This window comes from Luteibacter yeojuensis, from assembly GCF_011742875.1.
GTDB classification, from domain to species: domain Bacteria; phylum Pseudomonadota; class Gammaproteobacteria; order Xanthomonadales; family Rhodanobacteraceae; genus Luteibacter; species Luteibacter yeojuensis.
In genome coordinates this window covers 2,108,167-2,132,315 of sequence record NZ_JAAQTL010000001.1, presented here as the reverse complement: position 1 = coordinate 2,132,315, position 24,149 = coordinate 2,108,167, and the positions used below count along the sequence as shown (strand labels likewise).

The following is a 24,149-nucleotide window of genomic DNA, read 5'->3' as shown; positions in this document are numbered from 1 at the left end:
AAAGGCTCAGCGAATGCGGCCGGCGACGGGCGCCGGACGGAAGAGGTAGGAAGGGCCGCCGAGTTGCGCGGCCTGCCGGGCGATCCAGGCGGCGCGGCGCTGCACGTAGGGGCTGGGCGCGTCGACGCGGAAGCGGCGCGGATTGGGCAGCACGGCCGCGAGACGCGCGGCCTGGCCGATGTCGAGGCGGTCGGGCGTGGTGTGGAAGAAGACCTCGCTGGCCGCGCCTACGCCGTAGACGCCATCGCCCAGCTCCACGATGTTCATGTAGACCTCGAGGATGCGCCGCTTCGTCCAGAACGTCTCGATCAAGACGGTGAACCAGGCTTCCAGGCCCTTGCGGACGAAGCTGCGCCCGTTCCAGAGGAAGAGGTTCTTGGCCACCTGCTGGCTGATCGTGCTCGCCCCGCGCAGGCGCTTGCCTTCGTCGGCCGCGTCGATGGCGTCCTGGATCGCATCGATGTCGAACCCGTGGTGGTATGGGAATTTCTGATCCTCGCCCGCGATCATCGCGATGCCCACCTGTGGCGAGATGCGCTCCCATGGCACCCAGCGGTGATGGAAGGCGAAGCCGCGCTCACCGCTCACGAGCGCTTCCATGCGGCGCTCCATCATCGTCGCGCTGGTCCAGGGCGGTACGAAGCGCAGCGCGATCACGACAAGGCAGGAGAGCGCCAGCCACGCGAGCAGCAGCAAGCCCAGCAGGCGGGCGATCCGGCGTAGCGGCGAGCGGAGCGTCGGAGTCATGGCGGCGCGATGACGAAGGAAGGCGCAGTATAAGGGCCAGGACGGCGGCAGGCTTGTCGGTGCCCGTGGGCGTCCCCATCTTCCGTCGGATCACCAGGAGACCGCCGTGATTGATTCGATCGTCGAAACCCTTGCGTCCGAAGACGTGCTGCACCGCTTCATGCTCGAGAAAGCGGGTGTGCGCGGCGTGCTGGTGCGCCTCGGCGCCAGCTGGCACGAGATCGCCTCGCGCGCCGACTATCCGGCCACCCTGCGCGACACGCTGGGACAGGCCGTGGCCGCGAGCGCGCTGCTCACGGGCAATATCAAGTTCGAAGGCGCGCTGTCCCTCGAGTTCAAGAGCCAGGGAGCGTTGCGCCTGCTGTTCACCGAGTGCACGGACAAGGGACGCCTTCGCGGCCTTGCCCGCTACGACGCGCAGGCGCTGCCGCCGCGCGTGGAACTCGCGAGCCTGCCGGACGCGATGCTCGCCATCACCATCGGCCATGCGGAGCGCGGCCGTTACCAGGGCGTGGTGCAGCTCGACGACACCGCGTCGATCGGACAGGCGCTGGAGAACTACTTCGAGCGCTCCGAGCAGTTGCCCGCGCGCATCCTGCTCGCCGCGGACGGCGAGCACGCGGTGGGGCTGATGCTCCAGCCGGTGCCGGGCGAGGGCGGACACAGCGCCGCCGAGGACGATGACGATGCCTGGACCCGCGTCGGCCATCTCACCGCGACGCTGAGCGCCAGCGAGATGCTCTCCACGCGCCCCGAGGAACTCCTCTATCGCCTCTATCACGAGGAGACGGTGCGGCTCTACGAGCCGAAGCCGCTCGCTTTCGGGTGCACATGCTCGCAGGAGCGGGTGGAAGGCATGCTGCGCGCGCTGGGCCGCAAGGAAGTGGAGGCCACGCTGAACGATCGCGAGGGCGAGATCGAGGTCATCTGCGAATTCTGCGCGATGCGCTACACCTTCGACCGCGTGGACGCGGAGCGCCTGCTGACCCAGGTCGAGACGCCGCCGGCGCCCTCCACCCTGCAGTAAGACGCCCTTGCCTGTAGGGGCCGCTATAGCGGCGAGAAGCCTACGAAGCCATGAAGCGGATGAGGGAGGTTTCCTCGCCGCTATAGCGGCTCCTGCAGAAATCCGGCGGTTCCGCGGCGACTAGGCGTCCAGCGACAACGGCGAGCCAAGCCACTTGCTGGCCGGAGCCGGCTGCGCGAAGAGGAAGCCCTGGCCGAAGCGGCAGCCGATGCGGCGAAGTGCCCGCATCTGCGATTCGGTCTCGATGCCCTCGGCGATCACCTGCATGCGCAGCGAATCGGCCAGGGCCTGGATGGCGCGGACCACGGCGGTGCTGTGCGCCTCGCTGTCCTCGGCCGGCAGTTCGATCACGAACGAGCGGTCGATCTTCAGCGTCTCGATCGGGTACTGGTGCAGATAGCTCAGCGACGAATAGCCCGTGCCGAAGTCGTCCAGCGCGATGCCCACGCCGTGCCCGCGCAGGTTCTCGAGGATGCGTTTGACCTGCGCCGGATTCTCCAGCAGCGCCCGCTCCGTCACCTCCACGCGGATCGAGCGCGCGGGCACCTTGTGCTCCGCCAGGAGGTCGAGGAGGCGCTGGTCGAGGTCCGGCGAGCGGAAATGGCTGCCCGAGACGTTGATGCTGATGAAGCCGTCGTCACCCACGAGCGCGCGCGCCTGGCGTGTCACCTGTTCGAAGATCTGCCAGTCGATCGCCTCCGAGCAGCCGGTGTCCTCGGCCACGGCGAGGAAGTCGCCCGGCGGCAGCAGCCCGCGCTCGGGATGGCGCCAGCGGAGCAGCGCCTCGTAGCCCACGACGCGTCCGTTCTCCAGCTCGACGATGGGCTGGTAGAACGGCACGAACTCGTTGCGCGTGAGCGCGCGGCGCAGGTCGCCTTCCAGTTCCAGCAGCGACAGCGCCTCGCGGCGCAGGCGGTCGTCGAACACGGCGGCCCGGTGGCGGCCCTCGTCCTTCGCCCGGTACATGGCCGAGTCCGCATCGCGCAGCAGTTCCTCGGGCCGTGTGTAGTCCTGGGTGGGCAGCGCGATACCGATCGATGCGGAGGTGAAGATTTCCTTCGCGCCCAGGCGGAACGGTGTCTGCAGCTGGGCGATGATGCGCTCGGCGATATGGGTGGCCGCGTGCGGATCGACGATGCCCTCGACCAGCACCGCGAACTCGTCGCCGCCCAGGCGGGCCACTACGTCGCGCGTCTTCAGGCAGGCGCGGATACGGCCGCCTACCTGGAACAGCAGGTCGTCGCCCACCAGGTGGCCGACGGAATCGTTGATGACCTTGAAGCGGTCCAGGTCGATGAACAGCACGGCGAACAGTTCGCCGGGGTTCTCGCGGTAGTGGTTCAGCGCCTGCTCCAGCCGTTGCAGCAACAGGGTGCGGTTCGGCAGACCGGTGAGCGAGTCGTGCAGGGTCTCGTACTTGAGCCGGCGTTCCACGCGTTCGCGTTCGGCGATCTGCTCGCGCAGGTCGCGGTTGGCGAGGGCCAGCGCGCGCGTACGCTCGGTGACGCGTCGCTCCAGGCTGGCGTAGGCCTGCTTCAGCGACTCGGTGGTGTACTTGCGCTGCAGCGCGTTGGCGATGTGGTAGCTGACGAAGGTCAGCAGTTCCTGGTCGCGCGCGCTGTAGGTGTGTTCGGGCGTGTAGCTCTGCACGGCGAGCACGCCCATCGACTTCTCGTTCCAGATCAGGGGTACGCCCAGCCAGTGCAGCGATCGCGCGCCGCTGGTGGAAAGCACCTGGTCGCGGTTGAGCCGGTCGATCTCGTCGCGGTCGGCGAGCAGCGCCTTGCCGTTGCGCAGCACGTATTCGGTGAGGCCGCGGCCGAGTTCGCGCGGTTCGCGCACGCCGTCCAGTTCGTCCACCGAATACGGGAAGGTGAGCTTGTTCTGGTCCTCGGAGAGCAGCGCGATGTAGAAGTTGCGCGCGTACAGGAGCCCGCCGATCACGCGATGCACCGCCGCGTAGAAGTTCTCGATGCTGTCGGAGGTGTTGGCGAGTTCCGCGATGCGGAAGAGGGCGGCCTGCAGGCGTTCGCCGCGCTGGCGCTGCAGCACCTGCTGGCGCAGCACGCGGTTGGCCTCGCGCAGCGCGGCCGTGCGCGTGGTGACGCGGCGTTCCAGTTCCTCGTGCGCCTGGCGCCGTTCCAGCGCCGTCTGCACGTGCTGGGCCACGTAGGTGAGCAGGTCGCGGTCGTTCTCGGTGTAGCGCGTGTCGTCGCGGTAGCTCTGCACCACCAGCGCGCCCACCACGTCTTCTCCGCGCTTCATCGGCACGCCGAGCCAGTCGTCGCTGGGCGGGCCGATATTCACGCGCGGGCCCGGGAGGTTCTTTTCCAGCTCGCTGCTGGCGCCCATCATCGAGCGTCCGCTCTGCAGCACGTGCCAGGTCAGGGTGTTCTCGATCGCCTCGATGGCGCGGATGCCTTCCGGGTCCGGGATGTCCTGGTCCTCGGTATCCACGAAATACGGGAAGCGCACCGTGCGGTTCTGCGCGTCGTAAAGGACGATGAAGAAGTTCTCGGCATACATGAGGCTGCCCACGATGCCGTGGAGCGCGCTCATCATGTCCTTCATGTTGTGCTCGGCGCCCGCCTGTTCGGCGATGGCGTAGAGCGCGCGCTGGAGCCGCTCGGCGAGGGCGAGGCGCGAGATGGCTTCGTAAAGGTTTGCGGTCTCGGCGAGCTGGCGCAGCCGCGCGGAGGCCAGGCGGCCGAGCCACGAGAGCATGTCGGCGCAGGTGGCGAGATCGGCGTCGGACACGGCGACTTCGAGGCAGCGTTCGTTCTGCGGATCCACCGCCAGTTCGAGCAGGCCGGGTCGCGCCGGGGTCGCTTCGGCATCCGCGCGCCACGTCACCTGCGCGTCGGCGAGCAGGCAATGGACGAAGGCCTCGCATTCGATGCGCACCGACTCGGCGTCCGCGGCACGGAGCAGCCGTTCGAGCGCATCCTGCAACGGCTCTACCTCGCCGTGACCGGGCGCCTGCAGAGTCGGGCTTTGGGATGGAGCGAAGGTCATCGCCTGACGAGGTTCCGGTCGTGTTTTGGCTGAGTCTATATGCGTTGTCGCGGCCGCGCGATGGGGCGCGGAACGCCCGGTCTCAGGACCTCTGCGCCTAAACGGCGTGTCGCCCCTTAACGGTGGTCAACGGCAGCTGTTTGGATTCCTGAAGAGGCCCTCCCAGGGGTGTTAGTAAAAAGTAAAATGGGATACACTCCTGGCCGTCCCCGATGCAGGCTGAGGGCGGGGCCTCGGGGAATATCAGCCGCTGCCGACAGACTATCCATGCGCAGATCCTTACTCACCATGCTTCTTTTCTTGCCGCTGACCGCGGTGGGACAGGTCGTGCCGGTGGATTCGGACGCGTCGTCGTCGCCCTTCCTGGGCGCCTACGCGGATGTGGGCGGCCAGAAGGATAGCGCCAGCCAGGTCCGGGACGGCCGCACGCTCGGCCTCCAGGCCGACGACCGTGCCGACCAGGCCCGCCCGTTGGCGCTCAACCCGGTCGGGGCCGGTCCCTTCCTTTCCAGCGGTCTCCAGTACGACCTGGGTCCGCGTGTCCAGGCCCATGCCAGCGTCAGCGGCCAGGGCTGGATCAATTCGGTGGAATCGTGCGGGGCCTCGGCGATCAAGAGCGACCGTTGCAGTTCGCCGGGTGCGCCGCCGCGTATCGTCGGCAGCGAAGTGGGCGCAACGTTCCGCGGCACCGGCTACAGCGTGGGCGTCGGCGTCGGTTCCAGCCGCCCGTCCGGTACGGGTGCCGCCTTGCCGCGCGTGCTGCCAGGCCTGGCTACCGCGTCCGGCCTGCCGATCGGCGCATTGTCGTCCAGCACCGAACTCAACGCCCATGGCCGCGTCGACCTGGGCGCGCGCAGCGGCATCGACCTCGGTGCCAGCATCGGCCGTATCCGTCTCCTTCCAGGCAACCTTCTCGGCATCGGCTCGGTCGACCAGAAGGCGTTGAGCTTCGGCGTCGACCGCGGTCCGCTGTCCGGTTCGATCACGGGCCGCACGATGCAGCCCGAAGCCACCACGGTGAACGGGCTGAATCCCGACCGCCGGTGGAGCGCGATCGACCTCGGCGTCACCTGGCGCCTGCCCTGGCGCGGCGAACTGTCGGTCGGCGCGCAGAACGTATGGTCTTCCGGCAACGCGCCGAGCAGTCCCGCGCTTCCCGAGCCGGACCAGTCGCGTACGCCCTATGTGCAATATCACCAGGACCTCTGACCTACCTTGTAGGAGCCGCTATAGCGGCGAGAAGCCCATGGAGTGATGAAGCGGCGAGGTAAATTCCTCTCGCCGCTATAGCGGCTCCTACAGGGTTACTGCGGCTCCCACAATTTAGTTGGCCTCAGCGGCTCATGTTGCGGACCCGCACATCCCCGCTGAACGATTCGACGTGGATGTTGCCTTCGCCGCCGCCGATCGTCGTTTTCAGTTCCTTGCCCGGGCCGTCCTCGCCACTCGAAGCGTTGCCCCAGTCGCTGCGCAGGTCGCCGCTGAAGGTGGATGCTTCGAGGCGTGCGGAGGTGCTGGCGGGCAGCTGGATCTGCACGTCGCCGCTCATCGAGTCGACGTCGATCTTGCCGCCGTCGACGATGCCGCCGTTGACCTGGGTATCGCCCGAGACCGTGCTGAAGTTCGCTTCCTTCCACGGACCGCCGCCGATCGTCATCCGGCCGGACACGGTCTGCGCATCGACCTTGTCGCCCACGCCGGGGGCGGTGATGTCGCCGGAGACGGTCTGCAGGTCGGCGCGGCCGACATGGCCGGCAAGGTCGATAGTGCCGCTGACCGTCTGCATGCTCACGTTCGGCGAGCGCAGGTTGGCGCGGACGCGGCCGCTGACCGATTCCACGTCGATCCGTCCGCCGTCGAGGCCGTCGATGCTGACGGGGGCGCTCACCACGTTGATGTCCACCTCGACGCTCTTGGGGACGCGCACGTTCAGGATGGTGGGCTGCATGCTCGAGTCGTTGCCCCAGCTGAACCAGCGGCCCTTCTTCTCGTCGCCTTCCACGCGGATATCGACATTGCGCTCGTCGCCTTCGAGTTCCAGCGGGCGGGCGCCGTCGCCGAGGGTGCCGGAGACCTGGATCTGGTTCTTGTCCCAGGCGGTGACGGTGACTTCGCCCTTGACGTTCTGGATGCTTATCCGGGCGTTGGGACGGATGTCTTTCGACAGGTTGATCGGCGTGGAGGCGAAGGCCTCGCCGATCGACAGCGCCAGCAGCAGGGGAGTGAGATAGAGCGTCTTCATGGGGAATTTCCTGGCTGTTCGCGATTAGCTGGCTTGCTTGTCGAGGTTGCGCAGACGGTCGCGCTGGCGTTCGGTACGGAGCAGCAGGCGCTGCAGCGCGGCCGAATCGGGGGAATCCTGCATGGCCTGGGTCAGCTCCATGCGCGCGGCGTCGAGTTCCACCGCCGCACCGGTGAGGCGCGGGTCGGAGGGTTTCCACGGCGTCCCGGCGGCGACGTTCTCGCCGCCGCCGGGTGCCGTCAGGTGCAGGCCGATGCCGCCGCCCAGCACCGCCACGCCGGCGATGGCCGCGGCCATCAGCCAGGGGCGTGCCCGGTGCCGGCGCGACGAGGCGGCGGAGGATTCGTCCAGGCGCGCCTCGACGCCGGCCCAGAGGTCGCGGCGCGGCGAGACCGGGCGGTTGAGGGAGCGCATCTGGCGCAGGTAGTCGAGTTCGTTCATGGCTTGTCTCCCAGCGCGCGGCGGAGCAGGCCGCGCGCGCGATGCAACTGCGCTTTCGAGGAACCGACCGCCATCGACAGTTCGACGGCGATCTCCTCGTGTTTCCATCCTTCCACGTCGTGCAGCACGAGGACGGCACGAGCCCGCGGCGGCAATGCCGCGATGGCCTGTTCCAGTTCCTCGCGCTCGAACGCGCGGACGGGATTGTCGGTATCGGTGATGTCGGGAAGCTGTTCGTCGCCGACGATGGTCACCGGATCCGCGTTGCGGGCGCGTATGGACATGAGCGCCACGTTCACCGCGAGGCGGTAGACCCAGGTGCCGAAGGCGCTCTCGAAGCGGAAGCCTTCCAGTTTCTGCCAGGCACGCACGAAGGCTTCCTGGGTGAGGTCCTCGGCCCGGGCGTGGTCGAACGCGGCCAGTCGCAGCACGGCACCGTAGACGCGGTCGGCGTGCCGCCGGTAGAGGGTTTCGAAGGCCTTGCGATCGCCGGCCACTGCCGCGCGCACGATGTCGTCGTCCGACGAGACGGCGGGCAGCTCAGGCTGCATGAAGGAAGTGGCGGCGAGGCATAGGGCGTTCATCTTGCCAGCTTGGATGCCGGCAGGGGACAAACGGTTTAAGGAAGGGCAGGACCCTTGCGGGGCCGGTCCAGTCCGTATGGGAGCCGCTATAGCGGCGAGAAGCCCCACGGAGCGATGAAGCGGCGAGGCAGGTTCCCTCGCCGCTATAGCGGCTCCTACAGGAGGGGCGCGACGATCAGGCCACGCTGGCCTTGGGCCGGGCCACGGCCGCGTCCAGCGCCTTGCTGACGCGCAGGCGCTCGGCCTTCAGCCGTTCCGGCATGCGCTCGCCGAAACCCTCGAGGTACAGGCCGATGGCGCTGAGTTCCTCCTGCCAGCCTTCCACGTCCACGCGGAGCAGTTCGTCCAGCGCGCCGGGGGGCATGTCGAGGCCTTCGACGTTGAGTTCGTCCCTCGCCGGGAGGATGCCGATGGGCGTCTCGGTGCCCTTCGCAAGACCTTCCACACGCTGGATCATCCAGTCGAGCACGCGCAGGTTGTCGCCGTAGCCCGGCCACATGAACCGGCCTTCGTCGTCCTTGCGGAACCAGTTCACGTGGAAGATGCGCGGCAGCTTCGCACCCGGCTTGTCGAACGACAGCCAGTGCGCGAAATAGTCGGCGAAGTTGTATCCGCAGAACGGCTTCATCGCCATCGAATCGCGGCGGAGCACGCCGACCGCACCCGTGGCGGCGGCCGTGGTTTCCGAACCCATCGCGGCACCGACCAGTACGCCGTGCGCCCAGTCCTTCGCCTCGAATACCAGCGGCACCAGCGACGGGCGGCGGCCGCCGAAGACGATCGCGGAGATCGGCACGCCCGTAGGCGCTTCGGATTCCGGCGCCCAGCTCGGGCATTGCTTCGCGCTCACCGTGAAGCGTGCGTTCGGATGCGCGGCGGGGCCGTTGGCCGGGTCGTACGCACGGCCCTGCCAGTCGGTCGCCGGCTCGCCTTCGCCCAGGCCTTCCCACCAGGCGCGGTTGTCGGCGGTGACGGCGACGTTGGTGAAGATCGCGTCGTGGCCGAGGGTGGCGAGCGCCGAAGGATTCGTCTTGGCGCTGGTACCCGGCGCCACGCCGAAATAGCCGGCTTCCGGGTTGATCGCCCACAGGCGGCCATCCTCCCCGGGGGTCATCCAGCAGATGTCGTCGCCGACCGTCCAGACCTTCCAGCCGGCCTGGCGGTAGCCCTCGGTCGGAATGAGCATGGCGAGGTTGGTCTTGCCGCAGGCCGACGGGAACGCGGCGGCGATGTAGTGCTTCTCGCCCTTCGGGTTCTCGATGCCGACGATGAGCATGTGCTCCGCCAGCCAGCCCTCGCGGCGCGCCTGGTGGCTGGCGATGCGCAGGGCGTGGCACTTCTTGCCCAGCAGCGCGTTGCCGCCGTAACCCGAGCCGATCGACTTGATCGAAAGTTCCTCGGGGAAATGCATGATGAAGCGGCGCTCCGGATCGAGGTCGCCGGTGGAATGCAGGCCCTTCACGAAGACGCCGTCGCGCTCGATGCGCGCGAGCGCCTGCGCGCCCATGCGGGTCATGATCCGCATGTTGGCGACCACGTAGGGGCTGTCGGTGATCTCGACACCGCAGCGCGCGATCGGCGAATCGATGGGACCCATGCAGTAGGGGATGACATACATCGTGCGGCCGCGCATCGCGCCCGCGAACAGGGCGTCGATCTTCGCGTGCGCCTCGGCCGGGGCCATCCAGTGGTTGTTCGGACCGGCGTCTTCCTGCTCCGGCGTACAGACGAAGGTGAGGTGCTCCACGCGCGCCACGTCCGAAGGGCTCGAACGATGCAGGTAGCTGCGCGGGTGCTTCTCGGGATCGAGCGGGAGGAGGTCGCCGCTGGCCAGCATCGTCTCGACGAGCGCCGCGTACTCCGCATCCGAGCCATCGCACCAATGAATGGCGGCGGGCTCGGTGAGGCGGGCGACGTCGTCGACCCATCGATTCAATGCTTCCAGTGAACTGCCGTGCGAACGCATCCGTGGTGGTCTCCAGTTAAACGCAAGCGGAGACAGTAGTTTGCGAGTCCTGGTATTGGCAAGGTACGGCGCAACAACCGTTCAGGATCAATCGTTTGATTTCTCGGGCGTCAGCGTCGCGATCATGTGTTCCACATAGGCGTCGAATTCCTCGTGGGAAAGCCGCGGCAGCCCCAGGGTGAAATTCAGCTGGAGGAACCCGACGTACGCCGCATAAGTGAGCCGTGCCCGATGCAGGGCCACGACGGGCGCCAGGCCGGCTTCCGTGTACATGCGGGTAAGGAAGTCGATGCGCCGCTGGGACACGCGCGACATCACCGGCACCACCTGCGGATGGTCGAGGGCCTTCAGCAGCGCGGCATAGACACGGTGCGGCTGCAGTTCGTGGGCGACCCGGCGGAACAGCTCCGGCAGGCGTTTGCGCGGATCGGGGATGCGCTCGATCTCGGCGAGCACCTCGCGTTCGCCATATTCCTCCCAGCGCTCAAGCGCCGCCTGGAGCAGCGCTTCGCGGGTACGGAAGTGCCAGTAGAAGCTGCCTTTCGTGACCCCGAGCCGTCGTGCCAGGGCCTCGACGGCGAGTGCGCCGACCCCTTGCTCGGCGATGAGGGCCAGGGCGCCATCTTCCCAGTCCTCGGCGGAAAGGCGGGCTCGTTCGTTCTTAGCACCATCGTTCATCGGCGCATGGTAGCCGAGACGGGAGGCTTTGCAATCCGGGTCGCATCGCGGTTGCTGCATAAGACCTTGACTTGGCTGCGCTTACCAGACCGTACGCCAGCGTATTGACGCACCCCTCCCGGCATCACATACTCGGCCGTATGGTTGCCGATCCCATTCATGTCCGCTCCGCCCGCACGAGCCTGGTCTCGCTGGACGGGCTCGCCCTGGCCACCCAGCGCTGGCAGGGCGAACGTTCGCCGTCGCTGCTGTTCGCGCACGGCTTCGGGCAGACACGCCACGCCTGGAACGGCGCGGCCAGGGCCCTCGCCGCGCAAGGTTTCGACGCCACGACGTTCGACGCCCGCGGCCATGGCGAAAGCGAGCGCATGCCGCGTGGCGACTACCACATGGAACAGTTCGTGGGCGACCTGCTGGCCGTGGGTGCCGAGGCGCGTTCCGTGGACGGGCGGCCGCCGGTCCTGGTCGGCGCGTCGATGGGCGGGCTGCTCGGCCTGGTCGCCGCCGGCGAGGCGGAGGAGGGCAGGGCGCCGTTCTCGGCACTGATCCTGGTCGACATCACGCCGCGGTGGGAAACCGCCGGCGTGGAACGTATCCTCGGCTTCATGCGCGCCCATCCGCAAGGTTTCGCGAGCTACGACGAGGCGGCTTCGGCGATCGAGGCGTACCTGCCGCACCGCCGCGAGCGCAAGACGGAGGCGCAGCTCAAGCCGTTGCTGCGCCAGGATGCCGATGGACGCCTCCGCTGGCACTGGGATCCCGCGTTGCTCGACGGGCTGGTCCAGGAAAGCGAGCGCTACCAGCCGCGCCTGTTCGCCGCCGCCGAGCGGGTGAAGGTACCGGTGCTGCTCCTCTCCGGCACGCGCAGCGACGTGGTTTCGAGCCACACCGTCGACGAGTTCCTCCGCCTCGTGCCGCACGCGCGGCACGTGGCCCTTGCCGATGCCACCCACATGGTGGCCGGCGACGCGAACGACGCGTTCACGCGCGAGATCGCGGGTTTCATGAATACCCTTGGCTAATCCGACTGTAACGAGGTGATACCGATGTCTGCGATCCTGGTTGTGCTGGCGGCGCTCATCGCCTCCGGTGCCTGTGCCTACCACCGCACGTCCCTGAAGACGTGGGCCATCGCGACCGCGGCGACGATCGTCGTCGTGGGCTTCCTCGCCGGCGCGCCGGTCACCTCCGTCGTGCTCCTGGTCCTCCTGGGCCTGGTCGCGGTGCCGCTGCTGATGGTCGACTTCCGCCGGAAGAAGATCAGCGCCCCGTTGCTGTCGATGTTCGCCAAGGTGACGCCGAAGCTCTCCGACACCGAGCAGACCGCGCTCGAAGCCGGCACAGTCGGTTTCGAGGGGCAGCTGTTCTCGGGCAAGCCGGACTGGTCGGAACTGCTGCGCCAGCCGAAGCCGGAGCTGTCCACGGAAGAGCAGGCCTTCCTCGACGGCCCCGTGGAAGAACTCTGCGGCATGATCGACGACTGGCAGATCACCCACGAGCTGGCCGACCTGCCGCCGAACGTCTGGGAGTTCATCAAGAAGAACAAGTTCTTCGGCATGATCATCCCGAAGAGCTACGGTGGCCTCGGCTTCTCCGCGCTCGCCCACTCCGCCGTGCTGCAGAAGCTCTCCAGCATGTCGCAGACGCTGGCTTCCACCGTCGCGGTGCCGAATTCGCTCGGCCCGGGCGAGTTGCTGATGCATTACGGCAGCGACGAGCAGAAGAACCACTACCTGCCGCGTCTCGCCGACGGCCGCGAGATCCCGTGCTTCGCGCTGACCGGTCCCTACGCGGGTTCCGATGCCACCTCGATCCCGGACTTCGGCATCGTCACGAAAGGCATGTGGAACGGCGAGGAAACCGTCGGCATCCGCCTCACCTTCGACAAGCGCTACATCACGCTCGCGCCGGTCGCGACGATCGTCGGCCTGGCCTTCCGCATGTACGACCCGGACAAGCTGCTGGGCGACAAGGAAGACCTCGGCATCACGCTCGCCCTCCTTCCGCGCGAAACGCCGGGAATGGAAATCGGACGCCGTCACTTCCCGCTCAACACCCCGTTCCAGAATGGCCCCATCCACGCGAAGGACATGTTCGTCCCGCTGTCCGTGCTGATCGGCGGCCCGCACATGGCGGGGCAGGGCTGGCGCATGCTGGTCGAATGCCTCTCCGTGGGCCGCGCCATCTCGTTGCCGTCGAACGCCACGGGCGCCTCGCGCATGGCGGTCGCCGCTACCGGCGCCTATGCGCGCATGCGCAAGCAGTTCGGCCTGGCCATCGGCCGCTTCGAGGGCGTGGAGGAAGCGCTTGCCCGCATCGGCGGCCTCACCTATGCCACGCAGGCGCTGTCGCGCGCTACGGCCGCGGCGGTGGATCGCGGCGAGAAGCCGGCCGTACCCTCCGCCATCGCGAAATACCACGCCACCGAATGGTGCCGCCAGATCGCGTCCGACGCGATGGACGTGCACGGCGGCAAGGGCGTGATCCTCGGCCCGAAGAACTACATGGGCCGCGGCTGGCAGAGCGTGCCGATCGCCATCACCGTGGAAGGCGCGAACATCATGACGCGCAGCCTCATGATCTTCGGCCAGGGCGCGATTCGCTGCCATCCTTACGTCCTCAGGGAAATGCAGGCGCTGAACATCGCGGATTACCGCGAGCGCCTGAAGACCTTCGATGACGCCCTGTTCGGACATATCGGCTTCGGCGTCTCCAACGCGGTGCGCAGCTTCGTGCTCGGCGTCACGGCGGCGAAGATCGGCGACACGGCCGGCGACGCCTACACGCGCCGTTATTACCGCAAGCTCAACCGTTATTCGGCCGCGCTGGCCTTGTGTGCCGACGTGTCGATGGGCGTCCTCGGCGGCAAGCTGAAGTTCAAGGAGAAGCTGTCGGCCCGTCTCGGCGATACCCTTTCGTACCTGTACATCGCCAGCGCCATGCTGAAACGCTACGAGGACACCGGCCGCCCCGAGGCGGATCGTCCGCTGCTGGCCTGGGCCTTCCACGAGTGTGTGTGGAAGATGCAGATGGCGCTGGACGGTGTGATCCGCAACTTCCCGGTCCGTCCGGTCGCGTGGCTCCTGCGCGCGCTGGTGTTCCCGTTCGGTCGCCGCGAGGTGCCGCCGTCGGACCGTCTCGGCCGTCGCGTGGCCGCGCTGATCACCGCCCCGAGCGAGGCTCGCGACCGGCTGACCACGTGGAGCTACCTCACCCCGACGGCGAACAACACCGTGGGTCGCATGAACCGGATCCTCCCGGACGTGATCGCGGCGGAGCCGGTGGAGCGCAAGTTCCTCAAGGCGTTCAAGGGCGGCCAGCTGCGCGCGCACACGTACAACGAGCAGTTGGTGGAAGCCGAGAAGCTCGGCGCCATCACCGCCGCCGAGCGCGAGCTCCTGCAGCGTGTACGCGACGGTGTCGCCGAGTTCATCTCGGTCGACGACTTCGACAGCGAGGAACTGCGCGCGAACGTGGTGCGCAACGCCGAGGCGACGAAGGCGGTTCGCGCCGCGTAAGCATCGCGACAGGCGACACGAAAAGGCCGCGAGCGATCGCGGCTTTTTTTGCCTGCGGCCCGCCAGCGCGGCCCATTTCAATCGGCTTGCCGCATTGCCCGCGCCTGCCGTAGGAGCCGCTATAGCGGCGAGGGGGCCTGCGTCACGGCTTCGTCGCTCCGTACGCTTCTCGCCGGGATGGCGGCTCCTACGGCAGCCGAGGCCATCGGCGACGGGGACGACACGCATGGCCAAGCGAAGATCGCGGTCGTTTTCGCTGCACTGCAACATTCACGCATTGTTGATCGATCCGCTTCCGGATCGGTGTGGACGGCCTGGAAAACTCCCCGGGGGAGAACCGCTTACGCGGCTTCTTGTAAAAATGACTCCTGGCGTGGATCGATCCAAATCACCCCTGAGAATTTCCGCAATGCAGTATTTCGCAATTTCGGAAAATGTCAAAGTAATCAATCATCTAAAGTGTTCACATGGACTTTAGATCGAGTTAAAAAATCAGTTGACAACGTTGTCAGCTGGCTCGGAGAATCAACCCGGTAATACCACTGCAACGAGCGGATCGCGGTGGGGCCGTGCCGGCAAGGCAGGGCGGCCGCGGCAAGACGCAGGGCCAGAACGCAGCAAACGGAACGAAACGAAGCGAACGCGGGCTCCGGCCTGCGCGGCGGCGTTCGTTCCGCGAAAAACGAACCCCCTTCCCCAGGAGATCGAAGTGAACCACCGTATTAGCGCACTTTCCCTTGCCATCATGGCCGGGCTGTTCGCCACGGGTAGCGCGATGGCTCAGGATGCGGCGACGCCCGCACCGGCCGCGAGCACCGCGAAGAAGAACGACAACGCCAAGGCCAGCACCCAGGACGCGGCAAGCCTCGAGGGCATCACCGTCACGGGTATCCGGGCGAGCCTGCAGAAGTCGCTCGACCTGAAGCGCAACTCGGACTCGATCGTCGACGCCATCTCGGCCGAAGACGTCGGCAAGTTCCCGGACACCAATGTGGCAGAGTCGCTCTCGCACCTGCCGGGCATCAGCGTGGACCGCAACTTCGGCGAAGGCGACAAGGTCAGCATCCTGGGCACGGACCCGGCGCTGAACCGCCTGCTCCTGAACGGCCAGACCCTCGCGTCGACCAACTGGACGTCGGACCCGAACAACCCGGACAGCCGCTCGTTCGACTACAGCCTGCTCACCTCGGAAATCATCGGTAACGCCCAGGTCTACAAGACCCCGCAGGCGAACATCGACGAGGGTTCGATCGGCGGCACCGTCATCGTCAACACGCGCCGTCCGCTGGACCTGAAGGCGAACACGCTCACCGGCAACGTCAGCTACGGCTACAACGACCGCGCCGACACCGGCAAGCCGAACGCCTCGGTGTTCTACAGCTGGAAGAACAAGGACAACACCTTCGGCGTGCTCGGCTCGCTGATGCATTCCGAGCGCATCATCGACCGCCAGGGCACCGAGATCTTCGGCTACCAGCGCGCGAACGACCCGACCGACACCAATCCGGACCACCAGTTCGCACCGGGCGTCGTGCCGGCCGACCAGCAGCCGGTGTACCCGACCGCCATCAACAGCGCGTGGTTCCAGCAGAAGCGCAAGCGCGACGGCGTGTCCACGGGCCTCCAGTGGAAGCCGAACAACGCCTTCGAGCTGAACTTCACCGGCCTGTACGTCACGGAGAAGTTCGACAACTTCAACCAGAGCCGCTACGGCGACTGGTCGGGTTCGGCGCCTTACGCCACCTCGGCCACGGTCAACGACGGCGTGATCACCAGCGCCAACTACGGCCCGAACGCGCCGACCTACCTCGACGGCTACGAGCGCGAGTCGAAGGTGAACACCGGTGCGGCGCAGCTGCGTGCCGACTGGTACGGCGATGGCTGGACCGCGTCGAGCCAGGTCGGCTACACCGGTTCGACCGGCGGCTCCGAAGGCATCTGGAACGCGCAGGTGAAGACCCTGGGCGGTTACGACTGGAACCTCGTCGGCCAGCATCCGCAGATCAACTACCACTTCCCGAACGATCCGTCCCAGGCCGTCCTCAACGGCGTCGGCTATAGCCGTGCGCCGACGTACGACCGCGAGCGCTACTTCCAGGCCGACTTCGCTCACGACGTCGCCTGGGGTCCGCTCAACCAGATCGAAGTGGGCGTCAAGGCGACCAACCACTACAACGGCCAGGACGCCTATGCTTCGCGCTTCCCGTCGGTCGCCGATCTCGGCCTCGGCGACGTCACGCTCGCCAACATTGCCGGTGGCCAGACCCCGGACGGCTTCCTCGGCGGCCTGAACTCGACGCCGAGCATGGCCAACTGGACCACCATCGGCAAGGGCGCGCTGAAGGACGGCGTGAACGCCCTCGTCGACCAGTACGGCGCGCCGATCGATCCGAAGGCCACCTACGCCATCCAGGAACAGAACCGCGCGTTCTACATCCAGGGCGATTTCGCCGGCGACAACTACCGCGGCAACCTCGGCGTCCGTTACTTCCGCACGCGCGACACGGTGGACGGCTTCAACGCGGTCGGCACGGACACGTACGCGCCGGTGAACAAGCGCAGCGCGTACCACAACTGGCTGCCGTCGCTGAACATCGCCTATGACGTGGCGCAGGACCTCACGCTGCGCTTCGCGTACGCGCAGACCATCGCCCGCCCGCGCTACCAGCAGATGACCCCGTACGTGGCCCTCGACGACCGCAGCCTCACCGGCTCGCGCGGCAATACCGAGCTGGGTCCGTACAAGTCGACCAACTACGACTTCTCGGCCGAGTGGTACTTCTCCGAGAACAGCGTGCTGGCCGCCGAACTGTTCTTCCGCCGCATCTCGGGTTACATCCTCAACACCCAGGTGCTGGAGACGCACTACAACCTGACCAACGCCCGCGACGACGTGTACCAGATGCAGGTGCCGATCAACGCCGGCGTGGCGAAGGTGAAGGGTGCCTCGCTGACCTACCAGCAGAACTTCGGCCTCGGCTTCGGTATGCTGGCGAACTACACCTACTCGGACGCGGACACCAGCAACGACTTCCCGCTGCCGTACAACTCGAAGAACTCGTTCAACCTCTCGCCGTTCTTCGAGCAGGGCCCGTGGAGCGCCCGCGTGACCTACAGCTGGCGTTCGTCGTACTTCACCTCGATCGCCGCGCTGCAGACGCAGCAGATCACGGGTATCTTCAGGGAACTCGACGCTTCCGTCGGCTACCAGGTGAACGACCACATGCGCATCTCGCTTGACGGCACCAACCTGCTCGACGAGACCTACCAGGTCTACGACGATCGCCCGAGCCAGCCGCTCTACTCGTACAAGAACGGCCGCACGTACACGCTGACGTTGGGCTTCAAGCTGTGATGCGCCGCGCGTCGCTGGCCCTGGCGTTCTGGCTTCTTGCCGGGGCGGCCAGCGCCAGCCCGCCGGGGGAGAGGGATCTCTCCTCCGGGTGGCGCTTCCGTCTCGCCCAAGGGACGGAAGCGGATGCGCACGAGGAACTGAAGAAGGACTGGCTCCCGGCCCATGTGCCGGGAGCCGTCCAGACCGATTTGCTGGCGCTGAAGCGGATCCAGGATCCGTTCTGGCGCGACAACGAGGCCGGCCTGCAATGGATCGGCCTTTCCGACTGGGACTACCGGCTGGACTTCGACGTGGACGCGGCCACCCTGGCGCGCGGTCACGTCGATCTCGTTTTCGACGGCCTCGACACCTTCGCCGACGTCTCCCTCAATGGCAGGAAGCTGCTCGTCACGGACAACATGTTCCGTCGCTGGCGCGTACCGGTGAGGGATGTACTGCGCAAGAGCGGCAACGTGCTGGAGGTTCACCTCCGCTCGCCCATCGCGCGGCTGCTCCCCTGGCTGATGAAGCAGCCTTATTCGCTTCCGGGCGAATTCGATTCCGCCTTCGGCGACGAGCCGAAGGGCAAACAGACGTCCAACTACGTCCGCAAGGCGAACTACCAGTACGGATGGGACTGGGGCCCGCGCTATGTCACCCTCGGCATCTGGCGTCCGGTGCGCCTGGAGAGCTGGGACACCACGCGCCTCGCGGACTTCCATGTCGCCCAGCAGCACGTGGACGCGGATAGCGCCCGTCTCGATGCGCAGTTCGACCTGCGCGCGGACAAGAGCGGCCCCGTGATGCTCAAGGTGGACTGGACGGCGCCCGATGGCAGCCACGGCCACGAGGAGCGCAGCGTGGCGCTCGCCAAGGGCGAAAACCATGTGTCGCTGCCAGTCGCCATCGCGCATCCGCAGCGCTGGTGGCCCGTGGGCTATGGCGAGCCGAACCTTTACCGCTTCCATGCCGAGGTCTCCGCCGACGGTGCCACGATCGCTCGCGTCGACAAGGACACCGGCCTGCGGACGGTGGAACTGCGCCGCGAGAAAGACCAGTGGGGACGGAGTTTCGCCTTCGTCGTGAACGGCGTGCCGATCTTCGCCAAGGGCGCGAACCTCATCCCGTTCGACAGCTTTCCCTCGCGCGTGACGCCCGAGCGGATGGAGGCCGTCCTTCGTTCCGCGAAGGATGCCAACATGAACATGTTGCGCATGTGGGGCGGCGGTACCTACCAGGACGACGCGTTCTATGCGGCGGCCGATCGCCTCGGGATCATGATCTGGCAGGACTTCATGTACGGCGGTGCCATCACACCGTACGACCCCGCCTTTCGCGAGAACGCCCGCATCGAGGCCGTCGAGCAGGTCACTCGCCTGCGCGACCACCCGTCGATCGTGCTCTGGGCCGGCAACAACGAAGTGCAGACCGGCTGGGACGACTGGCCGGACCGGCAGGACTTCCGCAAGTTCGTGAACGCCGACGAGGTGAAGCGCATCGACGAAGGCATGCGCGAGCTGTTCGGCAAGACATTGCGCAAGGTGGTGGCAGATCTTTCCCCGCAGGTGCCGTATTGGGCGAGCTCCCCGAGCACCGACTACGAGGGGCCCGCCAACGTCGAGAACGACGGCGACTACCACTACTGGAAGGTCTGGTCCGGCTCCGAACCGATCTCGCACTACCTCGACATGACGCCGCGCTTCCAGTCCGAATACGGCCTGCAGTCGTTCCCCGTGATGGCCACGATCAAGGCCTTCGCGAAGGAGGACGACATGCAGCCCGAATCGAAGGTGATGCGCGCCCACCAGAAGTTCGCCAATGGCGACGGCAACCAGCGCCTGCTGCTCTACATCCGCCAGGAATACGGCGAACCGAAGGATTTCCCGTCCTTCGTGTACCTGAGCCAGGTGATGCAGGCCGAAGGCATCGAGCTTGCGGCCGAACACCTGCGCAGCGCCCGTCCGCGCAGCATGGGTTCGCTCTACTGGCAATTGAACGACGTGTGGCCCGGTGCCTCGTGGGCCAGCGTCGACTACTTCAACCGCTGGAAGGCCCTGCAGTTCCATGCGAAGCGCTTCTACGCGCCGGTGGACGTGGTACCGCTGCGCCGCGACGGGAAGACCGACGTGTTCGCCGTATCCGATCGCACCGCGGATTTCGAGGCCACGCTGCGCACCCGCGTGTACGACATGCGCGGAAAGCTGCTGCGCGAGACGAGCCGCCCGGTCCGTGCCGCCGCGCTTTCGAGCACGAAGGCCGTGACGGTGGACGACGCGACGCTGCTGAAGGGGGCCGATCCGCGCCGGACGGTCGCGTCCTTCGACCTGCTCGAGCAGGGCAAGGTCGTGGCCCACCATCTGCTGTATTTCGGCGCGGCGCGCACCCTCGCGTTGCCGAAGCCGGAACTGTCCACCTCGCTGCGCGACGACGGGCACGGTCTGGTCCTCACGGTAACCGCGAAGCGTCTCGCGCGCGCCGTGTGGGTCGACACGGGTGACCTCGACGTGCGCCTGGCGCAGAACGCGTTCGATCTGCTGCCGGGCGAGAGCATCGACATCGCGATCGAGGGTAAGGTAGACGTCGATGCGCTCCGTCGTGTCGTGAACGTACGTTCCCTTGTCGATGCCCTGAAGGAGACCACGCCGTGAATCCAAGCCGCCGCAACCTCGTCAAGTGGCTCTCGCTCGTGCCGGGAGCGGCGATGCTCGGAGGCGTCAGCATGAGCGCCGTGGCCGCTTCGCGCTTCCCGAGCAAGCGTCCGCCGGTGGACAAGCGCAAGTTCACCAGCAAAGCCGTCGAAGCGCTGATCGCGAAGACGAAGAAGAAGATCGGGGATCCCGAGCTGGCCTGGCTGTTCGAGAACTGCTTCCCGAACACGCTGGACACCACGGTGGAAGTCGGCCGCCTCGACGGCTACGAGGACACCTTCGTGGTCACCGGCGACATCGATGCGATGTGGCTGCGCGATTCCTCCGCCCAGGTGTGGCCGTACCTGCCGCTCGTGGCCAAGGACGAGGCGCTGCGCAAGCTGTTTCGCGGCCTTATCCGCCGTCAGGCCCGCTGCATTGCGATCGATCCGTACGCCAATGCCTTCCTGCCGGATCCGAAGGGCACGAGCAAGCTCGACTGGGCCCAGGCCGATCTGCCCATGCTCCCCGGCGTGGCGGAGCGCAAGTGGGAGATCGACTCGCTCTGCTATCCGGTGCGCCTCGCGCACGGCTACTGGCAGGCCACGGGCGACCGCGAACCGTTCGACGAATCCTGGCGCGCGGCGACGCGACGGATCCTCACCACCTTCTGCGAACAGCAGCGAAAGGACGGCCCGGGTCCGTACCATTTCCAGCGGCCGTCGCCCAACCCGACCGAGAGCCAGTTCCTGAAGGGTTACGGACAGCCGACGCGCCCGGTGGGCATGATCCACGAGATGTTCCGTCCGTCGGACGACGCGACGGTGTACGCGTTCAACATCCCCGGAAACCTCTTCGCCGTCGTCACCCTGCGCCGCCTGGCACAGATGCACGCCACGTTCTATGGCGACCAGGGTTTCGCGAAGGAATGCAACGCCATGGCCGACGAGGTTGCCGCCGCGGTGGAGCAGTACGGCACCATCCCGGACCCGGCCGGCGAGTACTGGGCGTACGAAGTGGACGGCTACGGCAATCGCCTGTTCATGGACGATGCCAACGTGCCGAGCCTCCTGGCGTTGCCGTACCTTGAATGCACGCCGCGCGACGCGCGTTACGCGCGCACCCGCGCGAAGGTGTGGAGCATGGACAACCCGTATTTCTTCAAGGGCAGCGCCGGCGAAGGCATCGGCGGCCCGCACGAAGGTCTGCGCATGATCTGGCCCATGTCGATCATGATGAAGGCCTTCACCACCGACGACGCGGCGGAGATCCGCCAGTGCCTGCACTGGCTGAAGACCACCCACGCCGGCACCGGCTTCATGCATGAGGCCTTCGACCAGGACGACCCGAAGACGTTCACGCGTTCGTGGTTCGCCTGGGCCAACACGCTGTTCGGCGAACTGGTGGTCCACCTCGCCGACAAGCACCCCGATACCCTGTAACTGGAGCAAATGCATGGTCACCCGTCGACGTTTTCTGCAAGGGATGGCTGCCGTCACGGCCATCGGTCAGCTCGGTTCCCTCACCGCGCTGGCCGATGGCGTGCAGGAAGGCCTGAAAGCGCCCTCTACCGGCGGCGGCACCGCCGGAGAGGGCGTCCTGCGTTACGTCGACGTCTTCGTCGGCACGGGCGGCCACGGTCACACGTTTCCCGGTGCGACCCGGCCGTTCGGCATGGTCCAGCTGAGTCCCGATACGTATAACGCGCAGTGGGACGGCTCGTCCGGTTACCACCAGGGCGACGGCTCGATCATGGGTTTCTCGCATACCCACCTGTCCGGCACGGGTGCGAGCGACATGCTCGACTTCCTCGTCATGCCGTCGATGGGACCCGTCCTGCTGCAGCCGGGCGACCGCGACTACGACGGTGTGAACTACGTGTCGCGCTTCGATGCGAAGAAGGTCAGCGGCGACAAGGCGCCGAAGGGCTACAAGAGCGGCGTGAAGGGTTATCGCTCGCATTACACGGGCGAGCAGGCGCATCCGGGTTACTACCGCGCCAAGCTCACGCGTTTCGACATTCTCGCCGAGCTGACCGCCACGCTGCGCGCGGGCATGCACCGTTACACCTTCGGCAAGGAAGGCGATGCCCACCTGCTCGTCGACCTGACCCATGGCTTCGCGGACGCGATGGACAAGCCGACGAACGTCACGGATGCCGAGCTGACGCTGGTCGGCAACGATACCCTCGTGGGCGGTCGTCGCGTGTGGCAGTGGGCGAGCGGGCGTGTCATCTATTTCGCGATGAAGCTGTCCCGTCCGGTCGCGAGCGTCACGCTCTACAAGGACGACAAGGCACTGCCCGCCGGCACGGCGGCCGCGAAGGGCGACCACCTGAAGGCCGCGCTGCACTTCGACAAGGCGTCGTCGGCGCCGCTGCTGGTCAAGGTCGGCATTTCCGGCGTCGACATCGACGGCGCCATGCGCAACCTCGACGGCGAGATTCCCGGCTGGGACTTCGAGGCGGTGCGCGCCTCGGCCGAGGCCGAGTGGGAAGGAGAGCTCTCGAAGATCCATATCGACTCGTCGTCCGACAAGATCAAGCGTACCTTCTACAGCTCGCTTTACCACACGATGCTCGCGCCCACGGTCTTCAGCGACATCGACGGCCGCTACCGCGGCATGGACAAGGCGGTGCACACGCTGCCCGAGGGGCGGCACAATTACAGCACCTATTCGCTGTGGGACACCTATCGCGCAGAGCATCCGCTGCTCACGCTTTACCAATCCGAGCGCGTGCCCGACCTCGTCGACGGCATCGTCCGCAACGCGGTGGAAAGCCCCAGCGGCGCACCGGTGTGGCCGCTGCAGGGTATCGAGACGGTGTGCATGATCGGCTACCACTCCGCCGTCGTGCTCGCCGAAGCGCAGGCCAAGGGCTTCACCGGCATCGATTACGCGAAGGCCTGGCCGGTGTTCCGCCGGCGTGCGATGCAGGACGATTATTTCGGCCTGACCTATTACCGCAAGCTCGGTTACATCCCCAGCGACAAGGAAGGCGAGGCGGTCAGCAAGACGCTCGAATACGCATACGACGACTGGGCGGTGGCGCACATGGCCGACGCGCTAGGGCATGCCGAGGATGCCGAGCTGCTGCGCAAGCAGTCGAAGAACTACGCCAATGTCTTCGACAAGGAAAAGCAGTTTGTGCGTCCGCGCGCGGAGGACGGCAGCTGGATCGAGCCGTTCGACCCGGTCTCCATCGGGCATTCGAAGCGCTGGCGCGACTTTACCGAGTCGAACGCCTGGCAGGCCACCTTCCTCAACCAGCACGACGTCTACAACTACATGGCACTGTTCGGTGGCGAGCAGGCGTTCGAGAAGAAACTCGATGCGCTGTTCAATGCCGACCCGACGCTGCCGGACAATGCGCCGCCGGATATCGCCGGCCTGGTGGGCCAGTACGCTTTCGGCAACGAGCCGGGGCACCACATGCCCTACCTCTACGCATACAGCGGCACGCATCACAAGACGCAGGCGCGCGTCCGCATGCTGCTCGAGACGATGTACCTGCCCGAACCCGACGGCCTTCCCGGCAACGAGGACTGCGGCCAGATGAGCGCCTGGTACGTGATGAGCGCGATGGGCCTGTATGCGGTGGACCCAGTGAGCACGAACTACGTGTTCGGCAGCCCGATCCTGGACCGCGCGGAACTGAAGGTCGGCGGTGGCCGGACGCTGGTGATCGAGACGAAGGACAATGGGCCGGGTCGCGCGTACATCCAGTCGGTGACCTGGAACGGCCAGCCGTGGACGAAGAGCTGGATTTCGCACAAGGAGCTCACGGCAGGCGGCACGCTGTCGTTCGTCATGGGCGACACGCCGAACGAATCGTTCGGCAAGTCCGCCGCCGACCGCCCGCCGTCGTTCGGGAGCCCCGCGAAAGCCTGATGCCTCCCGCCGTTCACAATCGATAGACCCCCTTACCGACAATCTGCCCTCGCCGGGAGGATCCGGCAGGGAGAAGGGG

15 protein-coding genes are annotated in these 24,149 nt (G+C 66.7%); 8 read left to right on the top strand and 7 right to left on the bottom strand.

Going from position 1 to position 24,149, the window contains the following annotated elements; translation table 11 throughout:
- Positions 1–6 precede the first annotated feature (6 nt).
- On the bottom strand, positions 7–747 hold the full coding sequence (gene mtgA, locus HBF32_RS09745) for a monofunctional biosynthetic peptidoglycan transglycosylase (protein ID WP_166699439.1): 741 nt from the start codon (positions 745–747) through the stop codon (positions 7–9).
- 106 nt (positions 748–853) lie between these two features.
- Between mtgA and hslO the strand changes: the two genes are divergently transcribed.
- Positions 854–1,774, top strand: a complete 921-nt coding sequence (gene hslO, locus HBF32_RS09740) for an Hsp33 family molecular chaperone HslO (RefSeq protein ID WP_338039756.1) — start codon at positions 854–856, stop codon at positions 1,772–1,774.
- Positions 1,775–1,894: 120 nt separating this feature from the next.
- Here the strand turns inward: hslO and HBF32_RS09735 are convergent, their stop codons facing one another.
- Positions 1,895–4,789 carry an EAL domain-containing protein gene (locus HBF32_RS09735; RefSeq protein WP_166699438.1) on the bottom strand — a complete coding sequence of 965 codons (2,895 nt, stop codon included), beginning with the start codon at positions 4,787–4,789 and terminating at the stop codon, positions 1,895–1,897.
- A 288-nt stretch (positions 4,790–5,077) separates the two neighbouring features.
- Here HBF32_RS09735 and HBF32_RS09730 point away from each other — a divergent pair, with 288 nt between their 5' ends.
- On the top strand, positions 5,078–5,998 hold the full coding sequence (locus HBF32_RS09730; protein ID WP_240147811.1) for a hypothetical protein: 921 nt from the start codon (positions 5,078–5,080) through the stop codon (positions 5,996–5,998).
- 124 nt (positions 5,999–6,122) lie between these two features.
- On the opposite strand, the gene HBF32_RS09725 is transcribed toward HBF32_RS09730, so the two are convergent.
- From HBF32_RS09725 to HBF32_RS09705, 5 genes are all read right to left on the bottom strand, one after another.
- Positions 6,123–7,031 (bottom strand): DUF4097 family beta strand repeat-containing protein, encoded by a 909-nt coding sequence (locus HBF32_RS09725; protein ID WP_166699436.1) that lies wholly within the window; start codon positions 7,029–7,031, stop codon positions 6,123–6,125.
- 24 nt (positions 7,032–7,055) lie between these two features.
- Positions 7,056–7,472: a hypothetical protein gene (locus HBF32_RS09720; RefSeq protein ID WP_166699435.1), complete on the bottom strand. Its 417-nt coding sequence runs from the start codon at positions 7,470–7,472 to the stop codon at positions 7,056–7,058.
- Positions 7,469–8,023 (bottom strand): RNA polymerase sigma factor, encoded by a 555-nt coding sequence (locus HBF32_RS09715; RefSeq protein WP_240147949.1) that lies wholly within the window; start codon positions 8,021–8,023, stop codon positions 7,469–7,471. The genes HBF32_RS09720 and HBF32_RS09715 overlap by 4 nt, the downstream gene beginning before the upstream one ends.
- Before the next feature lie 208 nt (positions 8,024–8,231).
- Positions 8,232–10,022, bottom strand: coding sequence for a phosphoenolpyruvate carboxykinase (GTP) (locus HBF32_RS09710; protein ID WP_166699433.1), 1,791 nt, complete (start codon positions 10,020–10,022; stop codon positions 8,232–8,234).
- 87 nt (positions 10,023–10,109) lie between these two features.
- Complete coding sequence (locus HBF32_RS09705; protein ID WP_166699432.1) at positions 10,110–10,700, bottom strand: TetR/AcrR family transcriptional regulator; 591 nt, start codon at positions 10,698–10,700, stop codon at positions 10,110–10,112.
- 140 nt (positions 10,701–10,840) lie between these two features.
- Here HBF32_RS09705 and HBF32_RS09700 point away from each other — a divergent pair, with 140 nt between their 5' ends.
- From HBF32_RS09700 to HBF32_RS09675, 6 genes are all read left to right on the top strand, one after another.
- Complete coding sequence (locus tag HBF32_RS09700; RefSeq protein ID WP_166699431.1) at positions 10,841–11,722, top strand: alpha/beta hydrolase; 882 nt, start codon at positions 10,841–10,843, stop codon at positions 11,720–11,722.
- Positions 11,723–11,746: 24 nt separating this feature from the next.
- Entirely contained in the window at positions 11,747–14,218 is a 2,472-nt protein-coding gene (locus tag HBF32_RS09695; RefSeq protein ID WP_166699430.1) for an acyl-CoA dehydrogenase, read from the top strand.
- A 745-nt stretch (positions 14,219–14,963) separates the two neighbouring features.
- A complete protein-coding gene (locus HBF32_RS09690) occupies positions 14,964–17,573 on the top strand; it encodes a TonB-dependent receptor (protein ID WP_193570462.1) in 2,610 nt (869 codons plus the stop codon).
- The gene (locus HBF32_RS09685) at positions 17,573–20,200 is read left to right on the top strand and encodes a beta-mannosidase (protein ID WP_166699428.1); all 2,628 of its coding nucleotides are present in this window, start codon (positions 17,573–17,575) and stop codon (positions 20,198–20,200) included. Before HBF32_RS09690 ends, HBF32_RS09685 begins: the two co-directional genes overlap by 1 nt.
- 53 nt (positions 20,201–20,253) lie before the next feature.
- A complete protein-coding gene (locus HBF32_RS09680) occupies positions 20,254–21,621 on the top strand; it encodes a glycoside hydrolase family 125 protein (protein ID WP_166700495.1) in 1,368 nt (455 codons plus the stop codon).
- A 13-nt stretch (positions 21,622–21,634) separates the two neighbouring features.
- Complete coding sequence (locus HBF32_RS09675) at positions 21,635–24,070, top strand: GH92 family glycosyl hydrolase (protein WP_166699427.1); 2,436 nt, start codon at positions 21,635–21,637, stop codon at positions 24,068–24,070.
- The last annotated feature ends 79 nt before the right edge of the window (positions 24,071–24,149 follow it).